Raw genomic sequence first — 20,374 nt, 5'->3', positions numbered from 1 at the left:
ATATGCGAACGTGCCGTCGTGCTGTAACTGTTCTGGCTCTCAGTCTCGCGCCGCTTGCGGCGTGGGCTGCGGTTCCTGTGGTCGATGACAACTCCGGTTATAACAATAGCGGGAGCAGTTATCCGCCTGCAGGTTACGGTACGAACGGCGCCTATGCCGGGGGAGCGGCTTCGGCCCCTGCCTCGGCACAAGGCATGCTGTTCAACCAACTGCAACAAATGCAGGATCAGATATCGCGCCAGCAAGGCGTGATCGAAGAACTGCAGAATCAGGTTGCGCGCATGAAGCAGGAATCCCTGGAGCGATACCAGGATCTTGATCGGCGCATAGGATCCGGTGCTGCACCTGCCGCGACTCCTGAGAATTCTTCTGCCGGTGGCGATGCAAGTGCTGCTGCCGGTGCTGCCGCTGGAGCCGGGGCCGCTGCTGCTGCCCAGGCACCTGCCGCGGGTGGTGAACCGGCTGACCCGGCCAAGGAAAAGCTGTATTACGATGCCGCCTTCGACTTGATCAAGGCCAAGGATTTCGACAAGGCCAGCCAGGCTTTTTCGGCATTCCTGCGTAAATACCCGAACAGTCAGTACGCGGGCAACGCCCAGTACTGGCTGGGCGAGGTGAACCTGGCCAAAGGTGACCTGCAAGGCGCGGGTCAGGCTTTCGCCAAGGTTTCGCAGCTGTATCCCAAGCACGCCAAGGTGCCGGACTCGCTGTACAAGCTGGCTGACGTAGAACGCCGTCTCGGCCACACCGACAAGGTCAAGGGCATTCTGCAGCAAGTGGTTTCCCAATACCCGGGGACCTCTGCTGCTCAGTTGGCCCAGCGCGATCTGCAGCGCATGTAAGTGTGTTTGACCCGTTTGGAAGAAACCCGCGCTTGTCGCGGGTTTTTTCGTTAGAATTCACGCCCTTTTATGAAACACGCTTCTGGTGATCTACGCGTTGGCGGGGTTGCCTGAAGTGCCTGACGGAGGCGGACAGCCTGTTTAGCTGTTACGCCCGTGGCGACTATGCAAGACACATTGAGAATCACCGAAGTTTTCTACTCGTTGCAGGGGGAAACGCGGACTGCCGGGCTGCCCACGGTTTTTGTGCGCCTGACCGGTTGCCCATTGCGTTGCCAATACTGCGACAGTGCCTATGCGTTCAGCGGCGGCACCATTCGTACGCTCGACGATATCCTCGAACAAGTGGCCGGGTATCGTCCGCGCTACGTCTGCGTCACTGGCGGGGAGCCGCTGGCTCAGCCCAATGCCATTCCCTTGCTCAAGCGGTTGTGTGATGCCGGTTACGAGGTCTCGCTGGAAACCAGTGGTGCCCTCGATATTTCGGCGGTCGATCCTCGGGTCAGCCGGGTTGTCGATTTGAAGACCCCTGACTCGAAGGAAGCCCATCGCAACCGTTACGAGAATATCGAACTGCTGACGCCCAACGATCAGGTGAAGTTTGTCATCTGTTCGCGGGAAGACTATGACTGGGCGGTCTCCAAACTGATCCAGTACGGTCTTGAGCGGCGGGCCGGCGAAGTGCTGTTTTCCCCGAGCCACCATGACCTGAATGCACGGGAACTGGCCGATTGGGTGGTAGCGGACAATTTGCCCGTACGCCTGCAATTGCAGCTGCACAAGTATCTGTGGAATGACGAGCCGGGGCGCTGAGATGACTGAGCAACTGAACACTACTGAAAAACGCGCGGTCATTTTGCTGTCCGGCGGCCTGGACTCGGCCACGGTCGTGGCCATGGCTCGGGCCGAAGGCTATCGCTGCTACACCATGAGCTTCGATTACGGCCAGCGCTCCCATGCCGAGTTGCATGCCGCGGCGCGCGTCGCACGCGATCTGGGAGTGGTCGAACACAAGGTGATCGGGCTGAACCTGAACGGCATGGGCGGTTCGGCCCTGACCGACAGCAGCATCGATATCCCGGAGTCGCTCGGTGACGGCATTCCGGTGACTTATGTTCCGGCGCGCAATACGGTATTCCTGTCGCTTGCCCTGGGCTGGGCTGAAGTACTCGGTGCCCGTGACATCTTCATTGGTGTCAACGCGGTGGATTACTCCGGTTACCCGGATTGTCGCCCGGAGTTCATCGAGTCGTTCGAGCGTATGGCCAATCTGGCGACCAAGGCCGGTGTCGAAGGCAATGGTTTCCGTATCCAGGCACCGTTGCAGAACCTGAGCAAGGCGCAGATTGTCCAGGCGGGTGTGAAGCTTGGGGTCGATTACGGGCTGACTGTTTCCTGCTATCAGGCGGACGATGAAGGCCGCGCCTGTGGCAAATGCGATAGCTGCCGACTGCGTGCAGAAGGCTTCGCAGCGGCCGGAATCAGCGACCCGACACGTTATTTTTGATTTTTTTCAAATTAGGTGTTGAATAGTCCTTAAAAATCAGTATTATACGCGCCACCACACAGCGGGTCGTTAGCTCAGTTGGTAGAGCAGTTGGCTTTTAACCAATTGGTCGTAGGTTCGAATCCCACACGACCCACCATTTTTGCTGTTTTAAAAGTCTGGAAGGCCCACGAAAGTGAGGATTTCCGGATTTTTTTTTGCCTGCGATTCGAGCATCCCTCCCTTCGTTTTTTTCCCGCCGTGACGCAGGTCAGAATCATCTTTTGTATCAACGGGATATTCTGTAGCCTTGCGCAGCTTCAACGCTGTCCGTGCCTGATAACACTCACTCTCCCGGCGGTACCCTCAAGCGGTCCGGAGCCGGGTGTATACTCGACTTTCGCGCGAATGCGCCTGCAGGTCTTGCGAACATGACGCAGATTTCCGAACGCCTTCTGGTACAAGCCCACCTCGACGCCAAACAGCCCAAACCGCTGACGGCCGAGGAAGAGGCTTATTACCGTTCCGCCATCGCCGCCGAGCTCAAGGCTCAGGACGCGGTGCTGGTTGCCCACTTTTATTGCGATCCGATCATCCAGGCCCTCGCCGAAGAAACCGGCGGTTGCGTGTCCGATTCTCTGGAAATGGCCCGCTTCGGCAACGCCCACCCGGCCAAGACCGTGGTGGTCGCCGGTGTGAAGTTCATGGGTGAAACCGCGAAGATTCTTAACCCGGAAAAACGTGTGCTGATGCCGACCCTGGAGGCTACCTGCTCGCTGGACCTGGGTTGCCCGGTGGATGAGTTCTCGGCGTTCTGCGATCAGCATCCGGAGCGCACGGTCGTGGTGTACGCCAACACGTCGGCGGCGGTCAAAGCCCGGGCCGACTGGGTGGTGACATCGAGCTGCGCGCTGGAGATCGTCGAAAGCCTGATGGACAACGGCGAAACCATTATCTGGGGCCCGGACAAGCACCTGGGTACCTACATCCAGCGTCAGACCGGCGCCGACATGCTGCTCTGGGATGGTGCCTGCATCGTCCACGAAGAGTTCAAGTCCAAACAGCTGGAAGACATGAAAGCGCTGTACCCGGACGCCGCCATTCTGGTGCATCCGGAATCGCCGACCTCGGTGATCGAACTGGCGGACGCCGTGGGTTCTACCAGTCAGCTGATTGCCGCCGCTCAATCGCTGCCGAACAAGACCCTGATCGTGGCCACCGACCGCGGCATCTTCTACAAGATGCAGCAGCTGTGCCCGGACAAGGTCTTCATCGAGGCGCCAACCGCCGGTAATGGCGCGGCGTGCCGCAGCTGCGCACATTGCCCGTGGATGGCCATGAACACCCTTGAGCGCACGCTCAAGTGCCTGAAGGAGGGCTCGAATGAGATCTTCGTCGACCCGGCCCTCATTCCTCAGGCGATCCGCCCGCTCAAGCGCATGCTCGATTTCACCCAGGCCGCGCGCATGAAGCTGGCAGGCAACGCCTGACCTTGAGTCGTAAACGAAAACGCCCCGATTTGATCGGGGCGTTTTTGCATCTGCAGGGTTACTTTGCTTTCTTCGGGATCCGCACCAGTTGTGTATCCGAGTAGATGTCATGCCAGGCGCGCTTGCGCTTGTCGAACAGCGACCAGAAGAACCCCACCCCCAGACAGAGCCACGACGCAATCGACACCATGAACCGCAGCAGCGCCTGCCACAGGCTGATGGCGGTACCATCGGCGTTCTGCACACGGATGCCCCATACCTGCATGCCCAGCGTCTGGCCGGCGTGGGTCCAGAACTTGGCAAAGAAGCCGAACAGCACCAGCAGCAGAACGGTTGAGTACAGCGGGTCGCCGTCCAGCTTGCCGGCGTCGGTCAGCACTCGCAGGCGCTCTTCGCCGATGATCGCGGCCTGAATCATCTTGTAGATGCCGCCGGTCACGATCAGCAGGGCGGTGCACAGGAGAAAGTCGTAGAACATCGCTGCCAGGCGGCGGCCAAGGCCGACGGCGGGGAAATCGCCCTGGGGAATGAGCAGGTGTTTCGACATGGCAGCCTCTGGACGGAAAGTGAAGCGCCATTTTACGGATTCACGCGCACAAAAAAGCCCCTGATATCAATATCAGGGGCTTTTTCGTTACAGAAGATCAGGCTTCGGCGATGACTTCATCAGCCTGCATGCCTTTCTGGCCTTGTACGGCAACGAAGGTCACTTTCTGGCCTTCTTTCAGGCTCTTGAAGCCGCTGCCCTGAATGGCGCGGAAATGCACGAACAGATCCGGACCGCTTTCTGGAGTGATAAAACCAAAACCTTTCTCGTCGTTAAACCACTTGACGGTACCGCTCTGACGTGTGGACATTTCTTATTTCCTTTGACGCAAAAATTGATGACAGTCTCTTCCTCATGAAAGAGTACTGGGGCTGGTTGCAGGAGAGTAAGAAGACGTCGAACGGGATGTAGCTAACTTGTAGGCTACTGCCCAGGTCACGATTCCAAGCTGACCCATGCAAACACAGTGGACAAACTCTACGCCAACTACGGGAGGAAAAACAAGCCCTGTGAAGGCCCCGGTTTTCCTGCGCTTGCTGGCACTTAGTCGGTCCACTAGTCCGGCTTATTCGATTGGCTTGTTCAATTGTTTTCGAACGTTATAAGCCAAGTTCATATTCGAATCGAATGTAAACGGAGTGCACTGTTTTATGGCGATTGCGTTACACATTAGTGCACGCATAACGCAATCGCGTTACTTATAGAAACAGTCAATCAACCGCGATAGTAGCGTTGTGGAACAAATGGCATTTTGCTTACAAGCATTTGCACCTTTTTCCCACGAACGATGGCCCAGACTGGCGTGTCCAGTGCGACATAGGCGCTGTCGAGGTAACCCATCGCCAATGGCCCGCCCAGGGTCGGACCGAAACCGCCGCTGCACACGCTGCCGATGATTTCGCCGGCTTCGTTGACGATCTCTGCTCCTTCACGGACCGGCGTGCGCTCCTGAGGCAGCAGGCCGACGCGTTTACGCGCGACGCCGTTCTGCTGCTGGCTGAAAATCTGTTCTGCCCCCGGGAAGCCGCCAGCCCGCGCACCATCGGCACGCCGTGGCTTGGATATTGCCCACAGCAGGCTGGCTTCGATCGGCGTGGTCTCGGAGTTCATGTCGTGGCCGTACAGGCACAGGCCGGCCTCCAGGCGCAGTGAATCCCGGGCGCCGAGGCCGATGGCCGCCACTTCGGGTTCGGCCAGCAGGGCGCGAGCGAGTTTTTCTGCATCGCCTGCCGGTACCGAGATTTCGAAACCGTCTTCACCGGTGTAGCCCGAGCGGCTGATGAAGCAATCCACACCCAGCAGAGTCACTCGGGCGAACTGCATGAAAGTCATCTTCGCCACTTCCGGCGCCAGGCGTGCCAGTACGGTTACGGCCGCCGGACCTTGCAGGGCGAGCAGGGCGCGGGCTTCGAACAGCTCCGTAATGGTGCACTGATCGCCGATGTGTTGTTGCAAATGCGCGAGATCCTGATCCTTGCACGCGGCGTTGACCACCAGGAACAGTTCGTCGTTGCCGAGGTTGGCGACCATCAGGTCATCGAGAATGCCGCCGGTTTTGTTGGTGAACATCGCGTAGCGCTGCATGCCCACCGGCAGGTCAATGATGTCCACCGGCACCAGGGTTTCCAGGGCTTTGGCGGCATTGGCGCCGGTCAGGCGGATCTGGCCCATGTGCGAGACATCGAACAGCCCTGCCTGCTCACGGGTGTGCTGGTGTTCTTTCATCACGCCCAGCGGGTATTGCACCGGCATGTCGTAGCCGGCGAACGGCACCATGCGGGCGCCGAGTTCGATGTGCAGAGCGTGCAGCGGGGTTTTCGACAATTGTTCGGTGGACATGCGGAACTCCTTGATTCACACCAACCCTCTCCCGCAGGGAGAGGGGGCTAATTAACACTCGATAATGTTGACCGCCAGACCGCCACGGGCGGTCTCCTTGTATTTGCTTTTCATGTCGGCGCCGGTCTGGCGCATGGTGCGGATGACCTTGTCGAGGGAGACGAAGTGCTGCCCGTCTCCGCGCATGGCCATGCGCACGGCGTTGATCGCCTTGACCGAGCCCATGGCGTTGCGCTCGATGCACGGCACCTGAACCAGCCCGCCGATCGGATCGCAGGTCAGGCCGAGGTTGTGTTCCATGCCGATTTCGGCGGCGTTTTCCACTTGCTGCACGCTGCCGCCGAGGACTTCGCACAACGCGCCGGCCGCCATCGAGCAGGCCACGCCAACCTCGCCCTGACAGCCGACTTCGGCGCCGGAGATCGAGGCGTTTTCCTTGTACAGAATGCCGATGGCCGCCGCGGTCAGCAGAAAACGCACCACGCCGTCATCGTTTGCGCCGGGAATAAAGCGCATGTAGTAATGCAGCACCGCAGGGATGATCCCCGCCGCGCCATTGGTCGGTGCCGTGACCACGCGCCCGCCGTTGGCGTTTTCTTCGTTGACGGCGAGGGCGTAGAGGTTGACCCAGTCCAGCACCGACAGCGGATCGCGCAGTGACGATTCCGGGTTCTTGCACAGTTGCCGGTGCAGTGCTGCCGCCCGCCGCTTGACCTTCAGGCCACCCGGCAGAATGCCTTCGTTACGACAGCCCGCAGCCACGCAGTCCTGCATCACTTGCCAGATTTTCAGCAGGCCGGCGCGGGTTTCCGCTTCCGGGCGCCAGGCGCTTTCGTTGGTCAGCATCACCTGGCTGATCGACAGACCATAGGTGGCGCAGTGACCGAGCAAGTCCTTGGCACTTTTGAACGGGAAGGTCAGCGGGGTGGCATCTTCGACGATGCGGTCGGCACCGGCCGCGTCTTCGTCGACCACAAAGCCTTCCCCGACCGAGTAGTACTCGCGGCTGCGGATCTGCAATCGCGCCGCATCGAAGGCACGGAAGATCATACCGTTGGGGTGATAGGCCAACGGCTTGCGGATCATTGCCAGGTGTTCTTTCTCATTGAACGCGATGCTGTGTTCGCCGAGCAGGTTCAAACGCCCGCTTCCGCGAATCTGCGTGAGACGTGCGGCGACGGTTTCGGTATCCACGGTGTCCGGGTGTTCACCTTCCAGGCCCAGCAGCACGGCTTTGTCGCTGCCGTGGCCCTTGCCGGTGGCGCCGAGGGATCCATACAACTCGACCCTGATACCGGTGGTGGCCGACAACAGGTTTTCCCGGCGCAGGCCTTCGACGAAGCGCGCAGCAGCACGCATCGGGCCGACGGTGTGGGAGCTGGAGGGGCCGATGCCAATCTTGAACAGGTCGAACACGCTTAACGACATGAGTGGTTCTCCGGTTTCTTGTTATAGGAATTGGCGGAATATCAGGCTTGGTGCATTTCCTTGTGGGAGCTAGCTAGCTCCCACAAGGAGTTCTGGAAGTCGGAGCGGATAAACCGCCCCTCATTCAATCAAGCGTAGCTTTCGATCGACGGGCAGGCGCAGACCAGGTTGCGGTCGCCGAACACGTTGTCGACGCGACCGACCGGCGGCCAGTACTTGCCTTCGATCAACGACGCCACCGGGTACACCGCTTGCTCGCGGCTGTACGGGTGAGTCCACTCGCCGACCAGCTCTGCGGCGGTGTGCGGAGCGTTCTTCAGCGGGTTGTCGTCCTTGTCCAGGGTGCCGTTCTCTACAGCGCGGATTTCTTCGCGGATGCGGATCATGGCGTCGCAGAAGCGGTCCAGCTCTTCCTTGGATTCGCTTTCGGTCGGCTCGATCATCAGTGTGCCGGCTACCGGGAACGACATGGTCGGGGCGTGGAAGCCGAAGTCGATCAGACGCTTGGCGACGTCATCGACGCTGATGCCGCTGCTGTCTTTCAGCGGGCGCAGATCGAGGATGCACTCGTGCGCCACCAGACCGTTGCTGCCGGTGTACAGCACCGGGTAGTGCTCTTCCAGGCGACGGGAAATGTAGTTGGCATTGAGGATCGCCAGTTGCGAAGCGCGCTTGAGACCTGCGCCACCCATCATGCGAATGTACATCCAGGTGATCGGCAGAATGCTCGCGCTGCCGAACGGTGCTGCGCAGACCGCGCCTTCCTTGCGTTCCATGTGGCCGTGGCCCGGCAGGAACGGCGTCAGGTGCGATTTCACGCCGATCGGGCCGACGCCCGGGCCGCCACCGCCATGCGGAATGCAGAAGGTCTTGTGCAGGTTCAGGTGCGAGACGTCGCCGCCGAACTTGCCCGGGGCGCAGAGGCCGACCATCGCGTTCATGTTGGCGCCGTCGATGTACACCTGGCCGCCGTTGTCATGAATGATGCCGCAGATTTCGCGGATGCCTTCTTCGAACACGCCGTGGGTCGACGGGTAGGTGATCATCAGTGCGGCGAGGTGTTCGCGGTGCTCGATGGCCTTGGCGCGCAGGTCTTCGATGTCCACGTTGCCACGGGCGTCGCACGCGGTCACGACCACGCGCATGCCGGCCATGTTGGCGGTCGCCGGGTTGGTGCCGTGGGCGGACGACGGGATCAGGCAGATGTCGCGACGGTCTTCGCCACGGCTCTGGTGGTAGGCGCGAATCGCCAGCAGACCTGCGTACTCACCCTGGGAACCAGCGTTCGGCTGCAGCGAGATCGCGTCGTAACCGGTGGCGGCGCAAAGCATCGCTTCCAGTTCGTCGGTCAGTTGCTGGTAACCGGCGCTTTGCTCGGCCGGGGCGAACGGGTGCAGCGCACCGAATTCGGCCCAGGTCACCGGGATCATTTCGCTGGCGGCGTTGAGCTTCATGGTGCACGAGCCCAGCGGGATCATGGTGCGATCCAGTGCCAGGTCCTTGTCCGCCAGTTTGCGCAGGTAGCGCATCAGCTCGGTTTCCGAGTGATAACGGTTGAACACCGGGTGGCTGAGGATCGGCGACTGACGCACCAGCGTAGCTGGAATGGTGCTTTGTGCGGCAGCGGCCAGCGCAGCGAAATCCGGCAGGCTCTTGCCATCGGCGAACAGGCTCCACAGGGTTTCGATGTCGGCCTGGGTGGTGGTTTCGTCCACCGACAGGCCTAGACGCTGGGCATCGATCACACGCAGGTTGATCTGTTGGGCGCGGGCCTTGTCATGCAGCGCAGCAGTTTGCGCGCCGGTGGCCAGGGTCAGGGTGTCGAAGAAGCTGGCTTGCTCGACGGTCACGCCCAGTGCGCTCAGGCCCTTGGCCAGGATCGCGGTCAGGTGATGCACGCGGTTGGCGATCTGGGTCAGGCCTTTCGGGCCGTGATACACGGCGTACATGCTGGCGATGTTGGCCAGCAGCACTTGTGCGGTGCAGATGTTCGACGTGGCTTTCTCGCGGCGGATGTGTTGCTCGCGGGTCTGCATCGCCAGACGCAGGGCCGGTTTGCCGAAACGGTCAACCGAAACACCGACCAGACGGCCGGGCATGTCGCGCTTGAACGCGTCTTTGGTGGAGAAGTAAGCCGCGTGCGGGCCACCGAAGCCCAGCGGCACGCCGAAGCGTTGCGCACTGCCGATGGCCACGTCGGCGCCGAATTCACCCGGCGGAGTCAGCAGGGTCAGGGCCAGCAGGTCGGCAGCCACGGCGACCAGTGCGTTGGCGGCGTGGAAGCGCTCGGTCATTTCGCGGTAGTCGAACACATCACCGTTGCTCGCCGGGTATTGCAGCAGTGCGCCGAAGAATGGCGTCACGTCGGTCAGTTCACGCTCGTCGCCGACCACCACTTCAATGCCCAGCGGCTCGGCCCGGGTGCGCAGCACGTCGAGGGTTTGCGGGTGGCTGTGGATCGAGGCGAAGAACTGGTGGCTGCCCTTGTTCTTGCTCAGGCGTTTGCAGAAGGTCATGGCTTCGGCAGCGGCGGTGGCTTCGTCGAGCAAGGAGGCGTTGGCGATCGGCAGGCCGGTAAGGTCGCTGATCAGGGTCTGGAAGTTCAGCAGCGCTTCGAGACGGCCCTGGGAAATTTCCGGCTGGTACGGGGTGTAGGCGGTGTACCAGGCCGGGTTTTCCAGCAGGTTGCGCAGGATCGGCGACGGCGTGTGGCAGTTGTAGTAGCCCTGGCCGATGTAGGTCTTGAACAGCTGGTTCTTGCCGGCGATGCCTTTGATCATTGCCAGGGCATCGGCTTCGCTCAGGCCGTCGTCGAGGCCGAGCACGCTGGTGCCCTTGATGCTTTCCGGGATGACGCTGGCACTCAGAGCTTCGAGCGAGTCGAAACCGAGGCTGTTGAGCATGGCTTGCTCGTCACCGGCGCGCGGGCCGATGTGACGGGCGATGAATTCGTTGGCGGTGCCGAGATTTACTTGGGTCATGTCAGGTTCCTCAGGCTTCGGCTTGGGCTTTGATCAGGCGGTCGTAGGCGTCCTGATCCAGCAGCTTGGCGACGGCGGAAGCGTCGGATGGCTTGAAGCGGAAGAACCAGCCTTCGCCCAGCGGATCTTCGTTGACCAGTTCAGGGGCATCTTCCAGCGCCGGGTTCACTGCCAGCACTTCACCGTCCAGTGGCATGTACACGCCGCTGGCGGCTTTCACCGATTCCACGGTGGCGGCTTCGGCGCCTTTCTCGTACGCCTGCAATTCAGGCAGTTGCACGAACACCACGTCGCCCAGGGCGTTCTGCGCGAAAGCGGTGATGCCAACGGTGACAGAACCATCGGCTTCGGCGCGCAGCCATTCGTGATCTTCAGTAAAACGCAACTCGCTCATGGAATCTCCTAGGGGCCAGACTCGTCTGGTGGACGCGGTGGAATGCTCGGGCGGCAATGCCCTGATTTTATGAACGGTTACTTAGCAAGAACGCGGCCAATGTAAAAATATCGTTATAAATCAATGGCTTGATTGATTGGTGGGCGAGCGCAATTACGTTGACTGTAGCGAAATCGCTACACCGTGAGGCGAAGAAAAAAGCTGAACCGGATCAAAGCCTTGCACAGCGGTGATTCGAGGAGGCTGTATCGATATCGTTCCGCTGTAGCGCTTTCAGTACAGATGGAGGTCGCTTTTGAACGGATTTCGAATCCGCCACATACCCTGTGGGAGCGGGGTCTCGCCTCAGGGCTTGTTGGGGATGCCGTATTTGCGCAGTCGATGCGCGATGGCGGTGTGCGAGGTCTGCAGGCGGCTGGCCAGTTGGCGGGTCGAGGGGTAGCTGACGTAGAGTTTTTCCAGCAGCGATTTCTCGAAGGCTTCCACGGCTTCTTCCAGACTGTCGACGTCGGTGTCGGCCTGGCGTGCCACCGAGGTGCCGGCGATGTCGAGATCGCCGATGTCCACCAGGCTGCTTTCGCAGATGGCGGCGGCGCGGAAGATCACGTTCTGCAATTGCCGCACGTTGCCCGGCCAGCGGTTGCCGAGCAGCGCCGGGTAAGTGCCCGGGGCGAGGCGGCAGACCGGGCGCTGGATCTGCGCGCAGGCCTGCTGCATGAAGTAGCGGGCCAGTAGCAGAATGTCCTGACCGCGTTCGCGTAACGGCGGCACTTCGACGTTGAGCACGTTGAGGCGGTAGAACAGGTCTTCGCGAAACAGGCCTTCGCTGACCATTTTTTCCAGATCGCGGTGGGTGGCGCTGAGGATCCGCACGTTGACCTTCACCTCACGATCGCCACCGACCCGACGGAAGCTGCCATCGTTGAGAAAGCGCAGCAGTTTGGCCTGCAAGTACGGCGACATCTCGCCGATCTCGTCGAGGAACACCGTGCCTTGGTTGGCCAACTCCATCAGCCCCGGTTTGCCGCCGCGTTGTGCGCCGGTGAAGGCGCCGGGGGCGTAGCCGAACAGCTCGCTTTCGGCGAGGTTCTCCGGCAGGGCCGCGCAGTTCAGTGCGAGGAATGGCGCACTGTGCCGGGCGCTGATGGCGTGGCAGGCGCGGGCCACCAGTTCCTTGCCCGTGCCGGTTTCGCCCTGGATCAGCAGCGGCGCGTCGAGGGCCGCGACGCGTTGGGCGCGAGCCTTGAGGGTGCGGATTGGCGGCGATTCACCGAGCAGCGCATCAAAGCCTTCGGCATGGTCGTGGTGCAACGCCGAGAGTTGTTCGCCGATGCGGTTCGGTTGATACAGCGTCAGCAGGGCACCGGCGTCGGTGATCGGCGTGGCGTCCAGCAACAGGGTCTGGCCGTTGACGGTGATTTCCCGCAGCGGCAGGCGGAAGCCCTGTTCGAGCAGGGTTTCGAGCAGGCCCGGATCGTTGAACAGTTCCGACACGCTTTCGCCCGCCGGCTCGCGACCGTACAAGGCGATCAGCGCCGGGTTGGCCAGCAGCACCTTGCCGGCGCTGTCGAGCGCCAGCACCGGGTCGGTCATCGCCGCGAGCAATGCATCGAGTTGCAAGTGCCGGCGCTGACCGGGGAGGATGTCGACCACGGTCACTGCTTCTACACCACGCACGCGAAACAGCGCATCCTTCAGTTCTTCGAGCACTTGCGGGCTCAAGGTCGGGGCGTCGATGTAGACGTTGGGTGGGATCATCTCCACCGCATCCAGATTGAGATTACGCCCGCCGAGGATAGCCAGGACTTCCTGGGTGATGCCGACGCGGTCGATGAAGCTGACGTGGATACGCATGGGGCGGTTCTGGGTTCTGGAGTGCGGAGGGGGGCAAGTATGCCTTGATGGGGACTGGGGTGAAATCTTGAGAATGGCGTCGTGCTCGAAATCCACCCCTCACCCCAGCCCTCTCCCCAGAGGGGCGAGGGGAAAGGGAGCAGATTGGGGCTTTTCAAAACTTGAGTTCGGCTCGCTATTTCAGGTCGGTGTACCTTGAGCAAGCAACTCACCCCAGCCTCTCCCTCCGGGAGGGGGCTTTTGGGGTTACTCGAAATGCTCGGGATTGACCGGATCCCCGGATTGCATATTCAACTGCTTGCGGATGTCTTCAAACATCAGGTCGTAATGTTTGTGCACCGAGCCGATCTGGCTGTGACTCTTGGGGATGCCGTACTTTTCGGCAATTTGCGTCACGTTGCGAGCGAAGTTGTAGGCTTCCTCCTTGGGCAGAAAGAACGGTTCTTTGACCTCTTTTCCCTGCATGCTGCCATGCAGGGTGAACTGTATCCCTTTGCCTTTCTGGGGATCGGTGAACACTTCATAGTCGAGGTGCACGTTGTAATTGACGTCGTCGTCAGTTAACGCGTGGCGCTCGATGTGCAAGCGGCCGGGTTCGAACTGGGCCATGGTTTTCTCCTTTCAAGGCATGGGAGAAGGGCAGACCTGAGATCTGCCCCCGGAGTTTCTTGTTATCGGTAGGTGATGCCTGGCGCTGCCGTGCTGACCCGTGTACCGGCGGTGCCCTGGACGATGGCTTCGATGTCCGAGAGCGAACCGATCACCGCGACCTTGCCAGTATGGCGCGCGAATTCGCAGGCTGCCTGAACCTTTGGTCCCATGGACCCCGCGGCAAAACCCAGTCGTTCGAGTTCATCCGGATGCGCCTCGGCGATGGCTTTCTGGGTTGGTTTTTTGAAGTCGATGTACGCCGCGTTGACGTCGGTGGCGATCACCAGCAAGTCCGCTTCCAGCTGTTCGGCCAGCAGCGCCGAGCACAGGTCCTTGTCGATCACCGCTTCGATGCCTTTGAGATTGCGGTTCTCGTCGTACATGGTCGGAATGCCGCCACCGCCGGCGCAGATCACGATGCTGCCCTTGTCCAGCAGCCACTTGATCGGGCGGATTTCAAAGATGCGTTTCGGCCGTGGGCTGGCCACCACGCGGCGGAACTTGTCGCCGTCCGGGGCAATCGCCCAGCCTTTTTCGGCGGCGAGTTTTTCCGCTTCGGCTTTCTCGTAGACCGGGCCGATGGGTTTACTCGGGTTCTGGAACGCCGGGTCCTTGGCATCGACTTCAACCTGGGTCAGCAGGGTTGCGAACGGCACCTCGAAGTCCAGCAGATTGCCCAGTTCCTGTTCGATGATGTAGCCGATCATGCCTTCGGTTTCGGCACCGAGCACGTCCAGCGGGTAAGGGGTGACGGAGGTGTAGGCCGCTGCCTGCAACGACAGCAGACCGACTTGCGGGCCATTGCCGTGGGCGATGACCAGTTGATTGCCGGGATGAATCTTGGCGATTTGCTCGGTGGCGATGCGGATGTTGGCGCGCTGGTTGTCAGCGGTCATCGGCTCGCCACGGCGGAGCAGGGCGTTACCGCCCAGAGCTACGACGATACGCATGGTGCTTGTCCTTCTTGTACAGAGGAATGGCAAACGACTCGTGTCCATGTTGAAACCAGGATCCCTTGTGGGAGCGGGCTTGCTCGCGAAGGCGTCAGATCAGTCGACATCACTGTTGAATGACACTCCGCTTTCGTGAGCAAGCCCGCTCCCACATGGGGAGGCGGTTCCCTCAGTGGGTTACAGATCAGCCAGGGTCGACACCAGAATCGCCTTGATGGTGTGCATGCGGTTTTCCGCTTGCTCGAAGGCGATGCAGGCAGGCGACTCGAACACGTCGTCGGTCACTTCGATGCCGTTGGCCAGGTGCGGATACTGTTCGGCGATCTGTTTGCCGACCTTGGTATCGCTGTTGTGGAACGCCGGCAGGCAGTGCATGAACTTGGTGCGCGGGTTGCCGGTGGCTTTCATCAGCTCGGCGTTGACCTGATACGGCAGCAGTTGCTGGATACGCTCGGCCCAGGCTTCCACCGGCTCGCCCATCGATACCCAGACGTCGGTGTGGATGAAATCGACGCCCTTGACGGCGGCTTTCGGGTCTTCGGTCAGGGTGATGCGGGCACCGCTTTCTTCCGCGTATTTCTTGCAGCGCTGCACCAGGTCATCGTGGGGCCACAGGGCTTTCGGTGCGCAGATGCGCACGTCCATGCCGAGTTTGGCGCCGACCAGCAGCAGCGAGTTGCCCATGTTGTTGCGCGCATCGCCCAGGTAGGCGTAGCTGATCTCGTGGATCGGCTTGTCGGCATGCTCACGCATGGTCAGCACGTCGGCGATCATCTGGGTCGGGTGATATTCATCGGTCAGGCCGTTGAACACCGGCACACCGGCAAACTTGGCCAGTTCTTCGACGATTTCCTGCTTGAAGCCACGGTACTCGATGGCGTCGTACATGCGACCCAGCACCCGGGCTGTGTCCTTCATGCTTTCCTTGTGGCCGATCTGCGAGGAATTCGGATCGATGTAGGTAACGTTGGCGCCCTGGTCATAAGCGGCGACTTCGAACGCGCAGCGGGTACGGGTCGAGGTTTTTTCGAAGATCAGGGCGATGTTGTTGCCCTTCAGGTGCTGTTGCTCGGTGCCGGTGTACTTGGCGCGTTTAAGGTCGCGGGACAGGTCGAGCAGGTAACGCAGCTCACGTGGGGTGTGGTGCTCCAGGCTGAGCAGGTTACGGTTGTGGATGTTGAACGCCATGATGATTCTCCTTGGATTCGGTAATCGGCCCGGCCGCTACGGGATAGGTGCGGCCGGGGAGATGGTCGTTTAGTAATCGATTGGGTCGCGGATGATCGGGCAGGTCATGCAGTGGCCGCCGCCACGGCCACGGCCCAGTTCGCCGGCGCTGATGGTGATGACCTCGACCCCGGCCTTGCGCAGCAGGGTGTTGGTGTAAGTGTTGCGGTCGTAGCCGATGACCACGCCAGGCTCCACGGCCACCACGTTGTTGCCGTCGTCCCATTGCTCGCGTTCGGCGGCGAAGCTGTTGCCGCCGGTTTCGACGACGCGCAGCTTCGGCAGGTTGAGGGCTTGGGCCACGACGTCGAGGAACGTGCCTTCTTCGCGACGGATGTCGATGCCGCCCTGTTTGCTTTCGTCAGGGCGCAGGGTGAAGGCGACGATCTGGTTGACCACTTCCGGGAAGATCGTGACGAGGTCGCGGTCGCAGAAGCTGAACACGGTATCCAGGTGCATCGCCGCGCGGGATTTTGGCAGGCCGGCGACGATGACTTTTTCCACAGCCTTGTTCTTGAACAGATTCAGCGCCAGTTGGCCGATGGCCTGACGCGACGAGCGCTCGCCCATACCGATCAGCACCACGCCGTTGCCGATCGGCATCACGTCGCCGCCTTCGAGGGTCGAGCTGCCGTGATCCTTGTCCGGGTCGCCGTACCAGATCTCGAAATCGGCGTTGGTGAATTGCGGATGGAATTTGTAGATGGCGGTGGTCAGCAGGGTTTCCTGACGACGGGCCGGCCAGTACATCGGGTTCAGTGTCACGCCACCGTAAATCCAGCAGGTGGTATCGCGGGTGAACTGGGTGTTCGGCAGCGGCGGCAGAATGAAGCTGGAGTGGCCGAGGAAGTCGCGGAACATCTGGATGGTCTTGCCACCGAAGCTGTCCGGCAGGTCATCGGCGGACACGCCGCCGATCAGGAATTCGGCGATGTGTCGCGGCTCCAGGCTTTTCAGCCAGGATTTGACTTCGTTGATCAGGCCCAGGCCCACCGAATCGGCGGTGACCTTGCGATCGAGGATCCAGTCCAGTGCTTCGGGGTTGCCGACGATATCGGTCAGCAGGTTGTGCATTTCCAGCACGTCGATCCCGCGCTCACGCATCTTGGTCACGAAGTCGAAGTGGTCGCGCTTGGCCTGAGCGACCCACAGCACGTCGTCGAACAGCAGTTCATCGCAGTTGTTCGGGGTCAGCCGCTGATGGGCCAGACCTGGGGAGCAGACCATGACTTTGCGCAGTTTGCCGGCTTCGGAATGGACGCCGTACTTAACTTTTTCCGTGGTCATTTCAGTGATCCTCCAGAGATAAAACGTTTGGCAATTACAGAGTCAGGAAGCCGTCGTAGAGACCGTAGGCCGCCACCAGGGCACCCACGATCACTGCGGCGAAAATCAGCTTCTCGACGTTGGTGAAAACCGGTTGTTTGAGTTCGAGCTTGGCCTTGGCGAACAGGATCGCGCCCGGGGCATAGAGCAGGGCCGACAGCAGCAGGTACTTCACGCCACCGGCGTAGAGCAGCCACACGGCGTAGATCAGGGCGATGGCGCCGATGATCAGGTCCTTGCGCCGTTCGGCTGCGAAGCCTTCATAGCTTTCGCCGCGCACCGCCAGCAGCAGGGCGTAGGCCGCCGACCACAGGTACGGCACCAGAATCATCGACGTGGCGAGGTAGATCAGCGACAGGTAAGTGCTGGCCGAGAACAGGGTGATGACCAGGAACAGCTGCACCATCGCGTTGGTCAGCCACAGGGCGTTGGCCGGTACGTGGTTGGCGTTCTCCTTGCGCAGGAACTCCGGCATGGTGTGGTCCTTGGCGGCGGCGAACATGATCTCCGCGCACAGCAGCACCCACGACAGCAGTGCCCCCAGCAGCGAGATGATCAGGCCGACGCTGATCAGCACCGCACCCCAGTGACCGACCACGTGTTCCAGCACGGCGGCCATCGACGGGTTCTGCAGTTTGGCCAGTTCCGGCTGGGTCATGATGCCCAGCGACAGCACGTTCACCAGCACCAGGAACAGCAGCACGGTGATGAAACCGATCACGGTGGCTTTACCGACGTCCGAACGTTTTTCCGCCCGGGCCGAGAAGATGCTCGCGCCTTCGATGCCGATGAACACCCACACGGTGACCAGCATCATGTTGCGCACCTGGTTCATCACGCTGCCCAGGTCCGGGTTTTTCAGGCCCCAGATGTCGGCGGTGAAGATGTCCAGTTTGAAGGCGAAGAGTGCGATCAGTACGAACAGCAACAGTGGCACGACCTTGGCGACGGTGGTCACCAGGTTGATGAACGCCGCTTCCTTGATCCCGCGCAACACCAGGAAGTGCACGCCCCACAGCAGGACCGAGGCGCCGATCACTGCAGCAACAGTGTTGCCTTCCCCAAAAACCGGAAAGAAATACCCGAGGGTGCTGAACAGCAGAACGAAGTACCCCACGTTGCCCAGCCAGGCACTGATCCAGTAGCCCCAGGCCGAAGAGAAACCCATGTAATCGCCGAAACCGGCCTTGGCATAGGCGTAGACACCGCCGTCCAGGTCAGGCTTGCGATTGGCGAGGGTTTGAAAGACGAAAGCGAGGGTGAGCATGCCGACTGCGGTGATGGCCCAGCCAATCAGTACCGCGCCGACGTCGGCACTGGCGGCCATGTTTTGTGGCAAAGAGAATATTCCACCACCGATCATTGAGCCGACTACCAATGCAACCAGTGCACCTAGTCGTAGTTTTCCGGGAGCTTCAGACATTGCATGACTCCATTGCAGGAGAGAAGAGTTCACAGCGTAGATCTGTTGGCTTTTCAAACAGCTGACTTAGATCAGTGCATGCTCACATTCCATTGTTAATGAATGACTTATGAAGCGAGTGAAGGCATAAAGCTATTGTCTGGAAGGCCCGTCATAGAAGCCTTTGGTCGATATTGTTGGGAATGGATCCTATTGCTTTCGAGTTATGACGCTAGTTGCTTTTCGGGTTTTGGCAAATTTTTCACATCTGTTTTCAATACAGAATCGATTTATCAGGATCAGCGCACGGAACTGTCTGAATGTGCTAGGCGTTAGCGTCATCGGCTATATATAAGTGAGCGTTTGTTGGCATTAACTGAAATACGTCAGCGAGTTTTAGCCAGTTAGTTAATAGTTGTCACAAATGAAACCTCGTCCCATCTTTCAAGGAGATTTGAATGTCGCAACCGACGCAAAAACTGCGCCTTGGCGCACTGATCGCCCTGGTGGTGGGGTCGATGATTGGCGGGGGAATTTTCTCTTTGCCGCAGAACATGGCGGCTCGTGCCGATGCCGGCGCAATCCTGATCGGTTGGGGAATCACCGCCATCGGAATGCTGACCCTGGCGTTCGTGTTCCAGACTCTGGCCAATCGCAAGCCGGAACTGGATTCCGGCGTCTACGCCTACGCCAAGGCCGGATTTGGCGACTACATGGGTTTCTCTTCCGCGTGGGGTTACTGGATCAGCGCCTGGCTGGGCAACGTCGGCTATTTCGTATTGCTGTTCAGCACCCTCGGTTACTTCTTTCCGGTGTTCGGCCAGGGCAACACACCGATTGCCATCGGCTGCGCCTCGGTGCTGCTGTGGGCCGTGCACTTTCTGGTGATGCGCGGGATCAAAGAGGCCGCGTTCATTAACCAGCTGACGACAGTGGCCAAGATCGTGCCGCTGATCATGTTCATCGTCATCGCCGCCGTGGCGTTCAAGGCCGACATCTTCACCCGCGACATCTGGGGCCACAGCAACCCGAATTTCGGCGGGGTGATGGATCAGGTGCGCAACATGATGCTGGTGACGGTGTTCGTGTTCATCGGCATCGAAGGCGCCAGCGTGTACTCGGCACGGGCCGAGAAACGGGCTGACGTCGGCCGGGCCACGGTGATCGGGTTCATCGGTGTGCTGGCATTGCTGGTGCTGGTCAATGTGCTGTCGCTGGGGATCATGAGTCAGCCGGAACTGGCGACCCTGCAGAACCCGTCGCTGGCGGCGGTGCTGGAACACATCGTCGGGCCGTGGGGTGCGCTGGCGATCAGCATCGGCCTGGCGATTTCGTTGCTCGGTGCATTGCTGTCGTGGGCGCTGCTGTGCGCCGAAATCCTGTTTGCCACGGCCAAGGACAAGACCATGCCGGCGTTCCTGAAAAAGGAAAACGCCAACCATGTGCCGGTCAATGCGCTGTGGCTGACCAACGTGATGATCCAGATTTTCCTGCTGATCACGCTGTTTTCCGCCGGCACCTACACCAGCCTGATTTACCTGGCCTCGTCGATGATCCTGGTGCCGTACCTGTGGTCGGCGGCCTATGCGGTTTTGCTCAGCGGGCGCGGTGAAACCTATGAACATGCCTCCGCCGAACGCACCAAGGATCTGCTGATCGGCGGCATCGCGCTGTGTTACGCGGTGTGGCTGTTGTATGCCGGCGGGGTGAAATACCTGTTGTTGTCGGCGCTGCTGTATGCGCCGGGGGTGATTCTGTTCGCCAAGGCCAAGCATGAGCAGGGTGAGCCGCTGTTCACCACGTTTGAGAAGGGGATTTTTACCTGCGTCATTGCCGGGGCCGGGCTCGCGGCCTACGGGTTGTACAGCGGCGTGTTGTCCCTGTGAGGTTGTCCTTCATCGGGCGACAGTTTTGGCGAGCGCTGATCTGGCGGCGCTGGGCGTTCCGATGAGGG

18 protein-coding genes and 1 tRNA gene are annotated in these 20,374 nt (G+C 60.4%); 6 read left to right on the top strand and 13 right to left on the bottom strand.

Annotation, left to right across the window (positions count from 1 at the left end; translation table 11 throughout):
- Window positions 1–2 precede the first annotated feature (2 nt).
- From ybgF to C6Y56_RS22000, 4 genes are all read left to right on the top strand, one after another.
- Window positions 3–842 (top strand): tol-pal system protein YbgF, encoded by an 840-nt coding sequence (gene ybgF / locus C6Y56_RS22015; RefSeq protein ID WP_169431623.1) that lies wholly within the window; start codon window positions 3–5, stop codon window positions 840–842.
- Between the two features lie 165 nt (window positions 843–1,007).
- On the top strand, window positions 1,008–1,655 hold the full coding sequence (gene queE / locus C6Y56_RS22010; RefSeq protein WP_169431622.1) for a 7-carboxy-7-deazaguanine synthase QueE: 648 nt from the start codon (window positions 1,008–1,010) through the stop codon (window positions 1,653–1,655).
- 1 nt (window position 1,656) lies between these two features.
- Window positions 1,657–2,349 (top strand): 7-cyano-7-deazaguanine synthase QueC, encoded by a 693-nt coding sequence (queC, locus tag C6Y56_RS22005; protein WP_169431621.1) that lies wholly within the window; start codon window positions 1,657–1,659, stop codon window positions 2,347–2,349.
- A gap of 63 nt (window positions 2,350–2,412) precedes the next feature.
- A tRNA-Lys gene (locus C6Y56_RS22000) sits at window positions 2,413–2,488 on the top strand.
- Window positions 2,489–2,499: 11 nt separating this feature from the next.
- On the opposite strand, the gene C6Y56_RS21995 is transcribed toward C6Y56_RS22000, so the two are convergent.
- Window positions 2,500–2,652, bottom strand: coding sequence for a hypothetical protein (locus C6Y56_RS21995; RefSeq protein WP_169431620.1), 153 nt, complete (start codon window positions 2,650–2,652; stop codon window positions 2,500–2,502).
- Between the two features lie 107 nt (window positions 2,653–2,759).
- Here C6Y56_RS21995 and nadA point away from each other — a divergent pair, with 107 nt between their 5' ends.
- Entirely contained in the window at window positions 2,760–3,818 is a 1,059-nt protein-coding gene (gene nadA, locus C6Y56_RS21990; protein ID WP_039766022.1) for a quinolinate synthase NadA, read from the top strand.
- 58 nt (window positions 3,819–3,876) lie between these two features.
- Here the strand turns inward: nadA and C6Y56_RS21985 are convergent, their stop codons facing one another.
- From C6Y56_RS21985 to arcD (C6Y56_RS21930), 12 genes are all read right to left on the bottom strand, one after another.
- Window positions 3,877–4,365, bottom strand: coding sequence for an RDD family protein (locus C6Y56_RS21985; RefSeq protein ID WP_102621276.1), 489 nt, complete (start codon window positions 4,363–4,365; stop codon window positions 3,877–3,879).
- 97 nt (window positions 4,366–4,462) lie between these two features.
- Window positions 4,463–4,675 carry a cold-shock protein gene (locus tag C6Y56_RS21980; RefSeq protein ID WP_065258514.1) on the bottom strand — a complete coding sequence of 71 codons (213 nt, stop codon included), beginning with the start codon at window positions 4,673–4,675 and terminating at the stop codon, window positions 4,463–4,465.
- Between the two features lie 404 nt (window positions 4,676–5,079).
- Window positions 5,080–6,204 (bottom strand): glycine cleavage system aminomethyltransferase GcvT, encoded by a 1,125-nt coding sequence (gene gcvT, locus C6Y56_RS21975; protein WP_169431619.1) that lies wholly within the window; start codon window positions 6,202–6,204, stop codon window positions 5,080–5,082.
- A 51-nt stretch (window positions 6,205–6,255) separates the two neighbouring features.
- A complete protein-coding gene (locus C6Y56_RS21970) occupies window positions 6,256–7,632 on the bottom strand; it encodes an L-serine ammonia-lyase (protein WP_169431618.1) in 1,377 nt (458 codons plus the stop codon).
- A gap of 128 nt (window positions 7,633–7,760) precedes the next feature.
- Window positions 7,761–10,613: an aminomethyl-transferring glycine dehydrogenase gene (gcvP, locus tag C6Y56_RS21965; protein WP_169431617.1), complete on the bottom strand. Its 2,853-nt coding sequence runs from the start codon at window positions 10,611–10,613 to the stop codon at window positions 7,761–7,763.
- Between the two features lie 10 nt (window positions 10,614–10,623).
- Window positions 10,624–11,007, bottom strand: a complete 384-nt coding sequence (gene gcvH / locus C6Y56_RS21960) for a glycine cleavage system protein GcvH (RefSeq protein ID WP_085709634.1) — start codon at window positions 11,005–11,007, stop codon at window positions 10,624–10,626.
- 345 nt (window positions 11,008–11,352) lie between these two features.
- Window positions 11,353–12,861 carry a sigma-54-dependent transcriptional regulator gene (locus tag C6Y56_RS21955; RefSeq protein ID WP_169431616.1) on the bottom strand — a complete coding sequence of 503 codons (1,509 nt, stop codon included), beginning with the start codon at window positions 12,859–12,861 and terminating at the stop codon, window positions 11,353–11,355.
- A 246-nt stretch (window positions 12,862–13,107) separates the two neighbouring features.
- Window positions 13,108–13,470 (bottom strand): DUF5064 family protein, encoded by a 363-nt coding sequence (locus C6Y56_RS21950; protein WP_169431615.1) that lies wholly within the window; start codon window positions 13,468–13,470, stop codon window positions 13,108–13,110.
- A gap of 62 nt (window positions 13,471–13,532) precedes the next feature.
- Window positions 13,533–14,462 (bottom strand): carbamate kinase, encoded by a 930-nt coding sequence (gene arcC / locus C6Y56_RS21945; protein ID WP_169431614.1) that lies wholly within the window; start codon window positions 14,460–14,462, stop codon window positions 13,533–13,535.
- Between the two features lie 180 nt (window positions 14,463–14,642).
- Window positions 14,643–15,653 (bottom strand): ornithine carbamoyltransferase, encoded by a 1,011-nt coding sequence (locus C6Y56_RS21940; protein WP_169431613.1) that lies wholly within the window; start codon window positions 15,651–15,653, stop codon window positions 14,643–14,645.
- A gap of 69 nt (window positions 15,654–15,722) precedes the next feature.
- Window positions 15,723–16,979, bottom strand: a complete 1,257-nt coding sequence (arcA, locus tag C6Y56_RS21935) for an arginine deiminase (protein ID WP_169431612.1) — start codon at window positions 16,977–16,979, stop codon at window positions 15,723–15,725.
- A gap of 34 nt (window positions 16,980–17,013) precedes the next feature.
- A complete protein-coding gene (arcD, locus tag C6Y56_RS21930; RefSeq protein WP_169431611.1) occupies window positions 17,014–18,441 on the bottom strand; it encodes an arginine-ornithine antiporter in 1,428 nt (475 codons plus the stop codon).
- 437 nt (window positions 18,442–18,878) lie between these two features.
- On the opposite strand from arcD (C6Y56_RS21930), the gene arcD (C6Y56_RS21925) reads away from it, so the two are divergent.
- Entirely contained in the window at window positions 18,879–20,306 is a 1,428-nt protein-coding gene (gene arcD / locus C6Y56_RS21925; protein ID WP_169431610.1) for an arginine-ornithine antiporter, read from the top strand.
- The last annotated feature ends 68 nt before the right edge of the window (window positions 20,307–20,374 follow it).

The sequence above is a fragment of the Pseudomonas fluorescens genome, assembly GCF_012974785.1.
In the GTDB taxonomy this organism is placed as follows: Bacteria; Pseudomonadota; Gammaproteobacteria; order Pseudomonadales; family Pseudomonadaceae; genus Aquipseudomonas; species Aquipseudomonas fluorescens_BT.
The sequence above is the reverse complement of the archived record's forward strand: the minus strand, read 5'-3'. Positions and strand labels throughout refer to the sequence as shown.